Here is a 12686-nt window from a genome sequence, read left to right as displayed (position 1 = left end):
TTATTTTGACCCAAAGGAGCCGTCTCCCCTATGAACCTTCGTCCGAAGCTGCTGCTTGCTTTTCTCGCGCTGATCGTTGCTCCGCTTATATGCCTCGGCATCGTGTCCTTCCTGAACTCGGAGCAGCTGCTGGAGAAGAAGTACAGTGAGCAGACGGAAATTACGCTCAAGGCGGTAGGCGGCAATATCCGCTATTTCTTCAAAGAGCTCGACCAGCTCACGGATGCAACCGTGACGAACGCGACCGTACAGGATGCGCTGCGCAGCTCCCGAAATTCGGTGAATGACGCGAGCAGGCTAATTGCGATTAGCCAATATGAGAAGTCGCTTAGAGATACCGTTCTGTCTCAGAATCCGGCGCTCAGCATGCTGGTACTGTACGGGAAGGACGGCACGATGTTCCGCTCCTTTCGGAATGACCGTACAACGTTCAAGAACATCACGCTAGATATGCTGCAGAGCCATGCGATTTATCCGGAAGTGGTCAAGCTTGGCGGCCGTCAGAAATGGATTGGTCCTTACGAGCAGCCGGGGCTGACGGGCTCGGAGGCAACGCTGTTTACGCAAATTCGGATGGTGAAGGATATGTATTCCTTTAACGATTCCGGTGTCATGGTCATCCAAGTGAAGTCGGACGAAGTAGACAACATGCTGCAGGATTTTACCTTGACCGGCGAGAAGCAGACGCAGACACGCTATCTGATCCTGAATAAGGACGGGCTAGTCATGATTGACAGCCAGCATCAGCTTGAAGGTCAGCTTGCAAACACCCAGGTCGCGCTCCCACTACAGCATACCGACCGCTATGACAGCTATCGCGCCATATTCAACCATGAGGATTCACTCGTCTCTGCGTACAATCTTGACCGGAGCGGGTGGGTCCTTGTGTCCATCAAATCGTGGCAATCGCTGACGAGCGAGAACGTTCGATTCGTCCAGTGGATTGGCGGCATTACGCTGCTCTGTTTGATTTTTGCGATCCTGTTTAACATCTTCTTCGTGAGTCCCGTGGCCAAAGCGATTATTCGCGTCGTTCGCAAAATGCGCCTCGTTGAGCAAGGGATGATGGACATTCGTGTGCCAACAACCGGCAAGGATGAGACGCTGCTGCTCGCTCGCAGCTTTAACAGCATGATTGATCGCATCGGCCGGCTCCTCGGTGAGGTGCGGACGGAGCAGGAGCGCAAGCAGCACGCCGAGATGATGCTGATGCAGGCACAGATTAAGCCTCATTTTCTGTTCAACACGCTCGAGTCCATTAATGCGCTCGCAGCTCAGAACGAAGGCGGCAAGATCATGCAGATGGTGCGTCGCCTCAGCATTTTGCTCCGAACGAGCATGCATCACTCCGAAATGATCACGGTACGACAAGAGATTGAACATGTACGCAGCTACCTGGAAATTCAAAAATATCGCTTCGAGGAGTTGTTCAGCTATGAGCTGGACATTCCGGATGAGGCGCTGGAAGATACGATATTGAAGCTGACGCTTCAGCCGCTTGTCGAGAACAGCATTCAGCATGGCTTCGAAGGTATTCATTATGCCGGTTTGATCCACATTGCTGTGACACATGAGGCTGCTTACGTCATCTTCACGATTACGGATAATGGTATTGGCATGGATGAAGCGGCACTGAAGCGGGTCAATGGGCTTGATCCTGCGCCTTTGCGCGATTTGGATCTCAGTGTGGCAGAGCAAGGTGAGCGGCGGGGACTTGGACTGCGCAACGTTGCAGACCGGCTGCGCATTCATTATGGTCCAAGGTTCGGCCTCATGATGTGCAGCTATGAAGGATTTGGAACGATGATCCGAATTAAGATACCGCGAAGCAGAGGTGGTCTGTGAACATGAACGGTAAAGTGCTGCTCGTAGATGATGAACAGCATATTACGCGGAACTTGGAGAAAGTTATTCCGTGGAGTATGCTTGGACTTGAGATAATAGGTACAGCGAAGAACGGCGTTGAGGCGCTTGAGCTTTTGCAGTCGGAGCCCGCTGATTTGGTGCTGTGCGATATTCGGATGCCTGTCATGGATGGACTGGAGCTTGTTCGCCATATTCGGGAGCGGGCCATTCCGTGCGACATTATTATGCTGACCGGCTATCAGGATTTTTCTTATACGCGCGCAGCGATTCAATATGGCGTGAAGGATTATATTCTGAAGCCGATTCCATATGACGAACTGACTGGCGTCATTGCCAGGGTCATGTCAGAGCAACGTAACAAGAGGATGCAGCTTAAGGAAGATCAGCGAAAGCTTAGCAAGATCATTGATATTGCCAATGAGAAGATCCTCTATGACGTTCTGCTTGACTACACAGATATTACGCCAGACAATTGGCTGATGGCAGGGCAGGAGCAGCAGCTCGGCAATCCGCAGTACACCGTAATCGTACTGGACATTGACGTAGGTTCCGCGGATGCGAAGGATTGGCGCGAATGGCCAGATAAAGAGCGAAAAATATGGAATTTTGCTGTATGTAATGTGCTCCGCGAGACGCTTCAGGTCGCTCACTTGCATCATTCCGTCATCCAGATGCGCGATGGCGAGTGGTGTGTCCTTATTCAAGGCAGTGCAGGCGGCACAACCGAATCGGATAGCTCTCGGGAGCAGGATGCGGTGCAGATGAAGCAGTGGGCAGAGATGCTGCTCACTTCCGTCAAGCATAACGCGAAGCTGCAGCTCCATGCGGGCATCTATGATAAAGTGGTGGCGATGACCGAGCTCTCTACCGCATATAAGGCTGTTCAGCGCGGGATGCAGCTATCGACGGAAACGGTGACGATTGCATTCTATAGCAGCGAATCTGCTAGTGGTTTCGATACGGGCCGGACGCTGTGGGACATTGCGGAGCGGCTAATCGGCGCGATGAAGCGCGGAGACGCAACAGGTGTCGACGAGGAGCAGAAGAGAATTGCCGATCAGCTGCAAAAAGCAGGCGGAAGTGCAGAGGGCCGATTGAAGCCGCTGCTGCATTTCCTTGCGCTTCATCTGATGCGAGAGCTGAAGGAAGCGGATCTGCTGCCGCGTGAGCTGGAAGAGGCGCTGTGGCGGAAGATGGATTTGCATTTCAGCGTCAAAGATTTGTTCGCAGCGATTCGGCAGGCATCCGATGAAGGTGTTGCGCGATCCACAGATAAGCGCAAGCATTCCGAGCGCCAAATGGTTGATGCGAAGCAGTTCATTGACCGCTATCTGTATCGGGACCTCAGTGTCGAAGATGCGGCGACGCATGTAGGGCTGTCCACATCTCATTTTAGCTTGTTGTTCAAGCAGACTTTCGGGGAAACGTTCATCGAGTACATAACGCGCCAGCGAATGGAAACCGCGAAAGCGCTGCTGCTTGAGACACCGAAGAGCGTCGCGCAAATTGCGAAGGAAGTCGGGTATGCGGAACGGCGGTATTTTACGAAAGTGTTTATGAAGTACACCGGGCAAATTCCAACGGAGTACCGGATGGCGCTGCAAGGGGAAACAGGTTCGATCTCTCTGGATGAAGAGCCGGGCGATTGGCGTTAGGATAGGTAGGAGTTAAATAGAGGAGAAGAGGTGCTGGTGATGGGAGAGCATTGGCGGCAGTTTAGTTTACGGGAAAAAATCGGGCAGCTGTTCGTATTCGGATTTCATGGGCAGCGTCCGTCATCAGATATCGAAGCATTGATTGAGGAGTACGGTGTCGGCGGCATCATCTACTTCACACGCAACATTGTTGATGCGAAGCAGGTGCACGAGCTGTCGGGTCGTTTAATGGATACGGCAGAGCGATCGGGCAAAACACCGATGTTCATTGCCGTCGACCAAGAGGGCGGCATGGTGTCGCGTCTTGTTCGCGGGGTTACGCTAATGCCTGGCAACATGGCGCTTGGCGCTACTGCTTCAGCTGGCGGCGTGTTCGAGACGGCTTCGATTGCCGGCGAGCAGCTGCGCGCAGTGGGCATTAATTTGAACTATGCGCCATGTGTGGATGTCAACAATAACCCGGACAATCCGGTTATTAATGTCCGTTCGTACAGTGACCGACCAGAAGTTGTCGGCGAGCTTGGTCTTGCTGCGGTTCGCGGTTATCAGCGGGCTGGCGTCTCAGCGACGATTAAGCATTTCCCAGGTCATGGCGATACGAGCGTCGATTCGCACCGGGATCTGCCTGTCCTGCATCATGACCGTGAGCGTCTCGAGGAGATTGAGCTAGTGCCGTTCCGCAAGGCAGCGCCTGAGACGGATATGATTATGACGGCGCATGTTTGCTTGCCGTCGCTTGATCCGTCAGGTGTACCTTCTACTTTATCGAAGCCGGTGCTTAGCGGTCTGCTACGCGCAGAGATTGGCTATGAAGGCGTTATCGTCACGGATTGCCTTGAGATGAATGCAATCGATACCTTCTACGGACCAGCGCGCGGAGCGGTGATGGCGTTGCAGGCTGGCGCAGATATGGTGCTGATCTGCCATACCGCTTCGAAGCAGCGGGCTGCGCTTGAAGCGGTAGTCGCAGCGGTTGAGAACGGCGAGCTGACTGAGGCGCGGATCGACGAATCGCTAGCGCGCATCATGAAGCTGAAAGCGAAGCGGGAAGTCGGCAAGGCGCTGGAGTCGTGGGAATCGCTTGAGCCGAAGCTCAATACGCAGGAGCAGCAAGAGGCTGCCCGCAGCTGGAGTGAAGCGTCGGTGACGCTTGTGAAGAATGAAGCGGGACTGCTGCCGCTGAAGCGGGAGGCGCGCACGCTTGTGTTATGGCCCGCGATTGTCGCGGTATCGGATGCAGACGAGCTGCTGACCGATGACGGAACGCTCGGCGGGCGACTCGCTGCGCGGATGCCTGAAGTGACCGAGCGGCGCATTGGGGAAGCGGATGCGCTTGAAGGTTTGGACGCATTCGAGCAGATCATCTTCGTCAGCTACGATGCGGCCAAGCATGCGGACGAGCGCGAAGCAGCGGCGCAGCTGCTCGCTAGGGCGGCTGACCGTACCGTTGCGGTATCGGTGCGCAATCCGCTTGACCTGCTCGTTTACCCGGAGGTGCCCGTGTTCCTCGCCGTATACGAATGCCGTCCACTCGCACTCGAATCCGCAGCTCGCGCGCTGCTCGGCGAGTTCGAGCCGCAGGGCAAGCTGCCGCTCACGCTGTCGGAACAATACCCGTTCGGCTGGCGTTGGGGAAACGGCGAAGAAGAATAGGTTGATAGAGAGCTGCATAGGCGATAGAGCCTGTGCGGTTTTTTTGTGGAGAATTCATTCGGCGGTTTATTTTGGTTAGTCGTATCTCCGCTTTCTAGACTAAATTTACAATATGTTGCATAATAACACAGCAAAGATGGACAAGTGCTATTTACTTACTGTGGCAATACTAAGGGGGTGGAGTACAACTATGAGTGTGAAAGAGAAGCCGAGTACAGATCCTCGCGTCATCCGAACACGGCAATTGATTCGAGATGCTTTTGTCGATTTGCTTCAAGAGATGGAACTCGAGAAAATATCAGTGAATCGAATCGCCGAACGTGCGACGATTAATCGTGTCACCTTTTATCTGCATTATCGAGACATTCCAGACATGTTGGAAAAGCTGGCAGATGAAATGACCGGGAATATTCAACAGATTCTGCTTCCTGCTCCTGAGAATCAAAGCTCCGCCGAGGAATACTGGCCCATACTGGTCATGCTGCTTGAGCATATCGCCGCAAATGCGAAATGGTATAAGGTTGTACTTGCCTCGAGACGAACGACTATTTTTACGGATCGACTATTGAAGCTGTTAACGGAAATGCTCACTGAAAAATTCGAAAGAAGGACAGATCATTTTCTTTCAAAATCAGGAATTCAGAAGGATATCGCCATCTGGTATAGTTCATCAGCCTTGATTGGCACGATCGTAGGCTGGCTCCGCCAAGACCTGCCATACACCCCGCGGTATCTTGCCGAACAATACGCATTAATGCGTACACTCCCCTTGGAATAGTTGAAAATGCAAACTAAACATGACAAATGATTCCGATATGTATATTATGTGATGGTTTATTTACATATTAAAAGTGATTGTTTATTAATATACAGTATTTGATAATATGTTGCTTGTATAACGTGGAGACGGTCCCTATAATTCATTACAGTGAGTATGTTATACAACACGTTGTTAATTAAGTTATTTTGTTTTGGAGGGATAGTAGAAATGAGTACCCACGCATTGGCGGACACAAACGCCATTAAGAAAGGTCCGCTCTTATTCGTCATGATTCTCGGTGCATTTATTGCCATACTGAATCAGACCATTATGAGCGTCGCGCTTCCCGAGCTGATGATCGACTTTAAAATCGAGGCATCTACAGCGCAATGGCTGACAACCGGTTACATGTTGGTAAACGGGGTTCTGATACCGATTACGGCTTATCTCATGCAACGATTTACGACCCGGGAGCTTTTCCAGGCTTCCATGATTATTTTTCTAATCGGAACCATTGTCTCGGCGGTCGCGCCGGGCTTCGATCTTTTGTTAACAGGGCGATTGATTCAAGCCGCCGGAGCGGGCATTATTATGCCGTTGTTAATGAACGTTATCCTCACGGTGTTTCCTCCTGAAAAGCGAGGCGCTGCGATGGGAATGGTTGGACTATCCATCATCTTCGCACCAGCAATCGGACCGACAATCGCTGGATACGTCTTGCGAGATTACTCCTGGCGCTGGTTGTTCTATGGCATGATACCGTTTGCTATGCTCGTCATCGTCGTTGGTTATTTCTATTTGAAAAACGTGGCTGAGCGTACGTATCCGAAGCTTAATATTGGCGGCGTCATTCTCTCGACGATCGGTTTTGGTGCTCTTCTCTATGGCTTTAGCCGTGCAGGTAAATTGGGATGGTCGAGTTCAGAGGTCATCTTATCCATTATCGTAGGCGTTGCTTCTTTGATTGTATTTACATTATTGCAGCTCAGATCCAAGAGTCCGCTGCTTGACCTGCGGTCTTTCAAGTACAACATGTTCACGCTAACGACCATCATCAATATCGCGGTTACTATGGTGATGTACGCCGATATGATGTTGCTGCCTCTGTATTTGCAAAACGCACGTGGCTTCACGGCTCTTGAATCCGGTGTGCTCATGTTGCCTGGAGCGCTGCTTATGGGTCTTATGATGCCAGTAGCAGGCAGATTATTTGACCGATTCGGAGCAAAATGGTTATCCATTATTGGAATGGCCATTACAATCATTACGACACTTGGCTTCGTGAATTTGACGGATTCTACTAGCTACACCTATTTGGTTCTGATGTCTACAGGACGTCGTTTAGGTATGGCTCTGTTCCTCATGCCGATCACGACAGCAGGCTTGAATCAATTGCCTGCAAGATTGAATGCGCACGGTACGGCGATCTCAAACACAATCAAGCAGGTTGCCGGAGGCGTTGGTACTTCCTTGCTCGTCACGATTATGTCGACTAGAACGAAGACGCATATGACGGACATGATGGCAGCAGGTGGAAGCGATACGCAGGAGCATATGATCATGGAAGCGTCGATTCAGGGAATCAATGATGCATACCTGGTCATTGTTGGAATCGGTCTGATCGGCTTAGTCCTTGCGTTCTTCATCAAACGAACCGGTCGTCCGGAAGATGAGAAAGCTATCGTTCCCGAACCGGAACTAGCAAGCTAAATACAAGCAAAGAAAAAGGTTGTCCTGATTCCTCAGGGCAACCTTTTTGTATGTGCCGAATGATGGCATAGATACTCCATTCCACGAATATGTTGTCTTGATCCTCTGATGTGTAGGAACCCAGTTAAGGGGGCGAACTGAGATGATGAGACAATACTTTGGTATGCTTGCAAATGTGGTGCTGTATGTGGCTATGATTATAGCCGCGATTGTGATCTACAATGTGGCAGTAAACCCGCTGGTTGGCTGGGGAACATTCGGGGAAGGCGAGCTACTGCCCGCGCAAGCTTTTATCGTACTGGTTCTGTCCATTGTGTTGTGCTATCTAGCTTATAAGCTGAAATACAAATGGATGGTTTCGCAGACACCACCCGGCTTCATACGGATGCAGCGGTACCTCCCTATCTCTACACTACAAACGGTACATATGGTAACCGTCGGCATCGGGTTTGCCTTCTTCTTCACCGCTGCCCTCAAACTCCTTCTCCATCTAGGGGTTAACGAGCTGGCAAGCTTCACTGATCAATATTCCGACGTTCCGGCCGGTTATCTTATAGTCTCCGCCGTCATCAACACCTCTCTGGAGATCATCTTGTTCATGGGTATTCTCTTTAATGAAGTACGTCGAAATGGTTCCGTCCTCTGGGCGGTGATCCTCGTTTCCATTATTATCGCCGCCCTCCAGCCGGGTGGACTCGCCATGCAGCTGCTTGGTATTCCACTTGGTCTCCTGTATGGCTATATGTATATCCGACTGCGATCGATTTGGTCGGTCATCCTCATTGGATGCTCCTTTAATGTGTTGTTCTTCTCTTTTGTCAAAACGACAGCATTCGACTGGTTCGACGAGCTTCATGATGGCTGGCTTATCGTCATCATTGTTGTTGCAGCGGTGTACATGTCAGCGAGCGTGATGAATTACGCTAGTACCAAGAGCATGAGTAACTTGTAAGTACAAAGCTCTGCCGAGCATGGGGGCTCAGTATTCGATCTTAGCAAACAGAAGGAGGGATGAAGTCGGCCGGCTTGGCCGCGCTTCATCCCTCTATTTGTTCGGCGGTTTATGGTTTGGATGCTCATTTTCTTTAATTTCATGATAACCCTCACCTCCTAGTGACTCTTTTCGTCGTCGTAAAGGATTATCCGTTGTTACTGGGTAGAATAGCGCAACAATACGAAGCTGACTTCGTCTAATTACTTACAGAGAGTAATCCGATGCGAAAGTTGTAGAGAGGTATGAATATGAAACGGAAAGAACGATATGTCTAGTATTACTAGGCGTTATAAGACATTCATACAATGAAAATAAAAAGCGGGCGAACCGTGAAAATTAAGCCAACCCTCAACTTGACTGGAGAGGGAGCGATATATTTTAAATATACGGATTCAAGAGGAGAAACCCATAAGAAAACGATTTGCGGCTATACAGAATATTTGTCGGGAAATTCAACGGTGACGATTAGCAATGAAATCGTGAATGTTGAACAAAGATGTTCTTGAACTTAAAGTCGTATAGAAGCGATCGGGTACCTTTTGTTGTTAGCCTCATAAATCCATTCAGAATTTATTTTTTGATGGTATATTTGTGTTGAGTGATTGATTAGAAATGAGGGATACAGTGAACAAGGGATGGAGAAAGGATCGCTTTGGTGCGATAGAGCGGTGATACTCAGTTTCTGCCCGGTTACTGCGTTCTTCTAGCATATCCAAAGGCTAATTCACTCAACGAGCTAATGGAGATTTGTGGAATTGGAAGGAGTTACAATACTCCGACGAAAAACATGCAAAGCTTAGGGGACAAATTACAGAAAAGCTTCATGAGATCCTGAAAGAAGCCTACTGATTTTAACAATCAACACCTCACGACAGAAAGGACGGTTCATATGGCTGCAGTGGTTAAAACATCCGATTGGGAGGGCCTGACCCGGCTGGATTTCACGTTTAAGGGCCGCGAGTGCATTCTTATACAGCCTGAAATGCGTTCAGACAAGTCCGATGGCGGCAAAATGGTCATGTACATGGAGTATTTCGGCGCTTTCCCCAACACCGCGATTTCGCTCCTCGAGCACGGATACCACCTCTCATACATAAAGAACAGCAATCGGTGGGGCACCGATGATGATCAGCACATGCGCCGGGATTTTGTGGATTTCCTGGCTGAGGAATATGGCTTGTCCCGTCGGTTCGTGACAATTGGGATGAGCGCGGGTGGCGTGACTTCGGTAAATTTTGCCCACCTATACCCTGACTACGTGTCGGTGCTTTACCTCGACGCGCCGGCCATGAATCTGTTGAGCGCCCCACTCGGCTACAACAAGCCGTCTAAGAGCGAGGAGTTGGTAAAGGAAGTTCTGGATGCGCTCGGCCTTACCGCGTCGGAGATGCTCAGCTTCCGAGGCCATCCCATGGACAAGATGGGCACGCTTGCCGAGCACAACATTCCAGTGGTGCTGCTCTACGGCGACAGCGACACCATCGTCCCATATGAGGAAAACGGTAAACTCCTGGCCGACTTCTACGAAAAACACGGAAAGAGCGACATAATCACCGTGTTCGGCAAGGAAGGGGGCGGGCACCACCCGCATGGACTGCAGGATCCCAAGCCGATTGTGGATTTTATATTGAATCATGACAAGTGACCCGAACCAGTAACGAAATAGTACAACGACACCAGGCAACCGGCAAGAAAGGCTGCCTGTTCAACTAGCGGGCGAAATCGTAACAGATTAAAGAATGAGCAACTTTATATAAAATGACTCGTATACATCGTTAAAACTACGGAATCTTGGTGATCATTTATGCTTCTTAGAGCTTCACTAAATAAAGGATCTGGAATTGAATTGGATCCGACGACTATTGGATTGTTTTCGATACCACTTTCATTAATAGGTGTCTTTTTATTTTTTTCCCCCGACTTAGTTTGCAAATATTTGAATTTTAGTACCTATAGATCAATAAAACCAAATTATGAATTTGAAGAGAATATTCAATACAAAGAACCAGGTAAATTAACTTTACGAATAATAAAAATAATTGGATTGATCTTGTTTCTTTTTGGAATATATCTCTTTTGGTTTGCGGAAGAATTTTATAACTTTTGGTTTAACTAGTGAAAATGACTTCTATTCAATTATTTGTCTGAAGTTATTCGTAAACGGAGGAGGCTCCCCAAGGAGCAACTCTAAAATTATGAACATAGGAGATGTGAGATATGAAGATCGCGGGAGAGCTCGTTACAGAGACGCTCGAGTATGATGGTGGTCGGCAGGTTACGGTGTACCTCCCTCCGGATCCACCCCAGGCAATCGTGTTCGCCGGTGACGGTCAGCTGATCTCGCAGTGGGGCGGGTACCTAGAGGCCGCCGACGTACCGCCCACGATGATCGTCGGTGCATACCGGACGTCCGATGAGGATGAGATGGTGCGCATCCATGAGTACTCACCGCCGTTCGACCAGGAACGGTTCGCGGCACACGAGAGGTTCTTCGTCGAAGACGTCCGCCGATGGGTGCGATCGCGCTTCAACGTCGCGCTGCCCGCCAAACGCACCGCGGTGTGCGGCGTGTCGGCGAGTGGAGAGCTCTCACTCGCCATAGGGCTTCGCCATCCGGGCATCTACGGTACGGTCTTCTCCGCGTCGCCAGGCGGGGGCTACCGACCGCCTGCCGAGATGCCAAGCCCGCTACCGAGCACCTACCTCGTAGCCGGTACACTGGAGCCGTTCTTCCTCGAGAACGCGACCCGGTGGGCGACTGCGCTGCGCGATGCAGGTGCGGACGTTGAAATGAGAGAGCGGGTCGCGTCGCACGACGATGTGATGTGGCGAGAAGAGTTCCCGCTGATGGTGGCGTGGGCGTTTGCACGATAAAATCCGCCGAGCCCGGGTCAAGTGGGTTTGACTCGCATCCGCCCCGCCTACTCCGACGAAACGTGAATAATCTTATAATTTGTAAGATATGGGGGGATTAGCATATCATGATTTTTGAGACAGAACGACTGATTTTGCGGGATTTTATCCTCGATGATTGGAAAGCGGTTCATGTATATGCTTCTGATGCTGACTTAGTACAACATATGGAATGGGGTCCGAATCGGGAGATTGCAACAAAAGATTATATAGAGAGGATGTTAATGTCTCAAAAACAGTACCCTAGAGAGCAATATGAATTAGCGATAACTCTTAAAGAAAATGGGACCTTAATCGGAGGGTGCGGCTTGCATATTGAGAAACATTCACAAGCTGCACTAGGATACTGCCTAAATCGTAAATTCTGGGGAAAGGGATATACTTCGGAGGCTGCACATGCAATGTGTAGGTTTGGATTTTTTGATATCAAACTGCACAGGATTTTCGCAACTTGCAGACCTGAAAATATTGCCTCGTCAAGAGTTATGGAGAAAATCGGAATGACCAAGGAAGGCACATTAAGGGAACATATATTTTTCAAGGAAAGATGGCACAATTCATTAGTTTATTCCATCCTTGCAACAGAATTCGTTTGAACTACCGGGTACTACTAACGGGTACTAGAGCTCAGTGTGAACGAAAGTTGTAATTAAGTCAGAGTTGTACTGAATAAGGAAAGGGGGCAGAATATTGAGAGTGCAATGTCCTTGTTGCGACTATTTTACTTTCGGTAGCATGGAAGAAGCCTTCTTTGAAATCTGTGAAGTATGCTTTTGGCAGTATGATGTAGTGGCCCATGACAAGCCTGAATGAAACATAGGTGCAAATCATTTTTCATTGAACCAAGCTAGAATAAACTACAATAAATTTGGAGTCTGTGAGGAACAATTCAAAGGGACAGTAAGAGAACCTCTAGAAGATGAGCTTCCGACAAACAACGTAAAATAGTTTAGCTAAGAAGTATGAATAGCAAAAATTACAACAGGCTGCCTATCGGCAGCCTGTTGCGCTAACGGGGCAGTTATGCGCAACTAGAGTCGTCTAAAATGAAGAAGAAGGTGAGTGACTAATGAAGCTTATCAGTATTCTGGGAATAGTAGTGGGAATGGCAGGTTCGATTATACTTGCAATAATT

At 49.5% G+C, this 12686-nt stretch carries 9 protein-coding genes and 1 pseudogene; all 10 read left to right on the top strand.

From position 1 onward, the window contains the following. Positions 1–30 precede the first annotated feature (30 nt). Positions 31–1845: a cache domain-containing sensor histidine kinase gene (locus tag BMY11_RS11910; protein WP_090575781.1), complete on the top strand. Its 1815-nt coding sequence runs from the start codon at positions 31–33 to the stop codon at positions 1843–1845. 2 nt (positions 1846–1847) lie between these two features. After that, complete coding sequence (locus BMY11_RS11905; protein WP_090575778.1) at positions 1848–3521, top strand: response regulator transcription factor; 1674 nt, start codon at positions 1848–1850, stop codon at positions 3519–3521. A 39-nt stretch (positions 3522–3560) separates the two neighbouring features. Beyond that, positions 3561–5174 (top strand): glycoside hydrolase family 3 protein, encoded by a 1614-nt coding sequence (locus tag BMY11_RS11900; RefSeq protein ID WP_090575775.1) that lies wholly within the window; start codon positions 3561–3563, stop codon positions 5172–5174. 190 nt (positions 5175–5364) lie between these two features. Next, complete coding sequence (locus BMY11_RS11895; protein WP_090575773.1) at positions 5365–5952, top strand: TetR/AcrR family transcriptional regulator; 588 nt, start codon at positions 5365–5367, stop codon at positions 5950–5952. A 210-nt stretch (positions 5953–6162) separates the two neighbouring features. Further along, the gene (locus tag BMY11_RS11890) at positions 6163–7644 is read left to right on the top strand and encodes a DHA2 family efflux MFS transporter permease subunit (protein ID WP_090575770.1); all 1482 of its coding nucleotides are present in this window, start codon (positions 6163–6165) and stop codon (positions 7642–7644) included. Positions 7645–7786: 142 nt separating this feature from the next. Next, the gene (locus tag BMY11_RS11885; protein ID WP_090575767.1) at positions 7787–8596 is read left to right on the top strand and encodes a CPBP family intramembrane glutamic endopeptidase; all 810 of its coding nucleotides are present in this window, start codon (positions 7787–7789) and stop codon (positions 8594–8596) included. Positions 8597–9527: 931 nt separating this feature from the next. Next, on the top strand, positions 9528–10283 hold the full coding sequence (locus tag BMY11_RS11880; protein ID WP_090575764.1) for an alpha/beta fold hydrolase: 756 nt from the start codon (positions 9528–9530) through the stop codon (positions 10281–10283). Between the two features lie 572 nt (positions 10284–10855). Then, the gene (locus tag BMY11_RS11875) at positions 10856–11512 is read left to right on the top strand and encodes an alpha/beta hydrolase (protein ID WP_090575762.1); all 657 of its coding nucleotides are present in this window, start codon (positions 10856–10858) and stop codon (positions 11510–11512) included. 107 nt (positions 11513–11619) lie between these two features. Next, a complete protein-coding gene (locus BMY11_RS11870) occupies positions 11620–12147 on the top strand; it encodes a GNAT family N-acetyltransferase (RefSeq protein ID WP_090575759.1) in 528 nt (175 codons plus the stop codon). A 100-nt stretch (positions 12148–12247) separates the two neighbouring features. Beyond that, positions 12248–12499: pseudogene (locus tag BMY11_RS11865) on the top strand (CPCC family cysteine-rich protein). The last annotated feature ends 187 nt before the right edge of the window (positions 12500–12686 follow it).

The organism is Paenibacillus sp. OV219, assembly GCF_900110075.1.
GTDB lineage: Bacteria > Bacillota > Bacilli > Paenibacillales > Paenibacillaceae > Paenibacillus_Z.
This window is presented reverse-complemented; position numbering and strand designations above follow the sequence as displayed.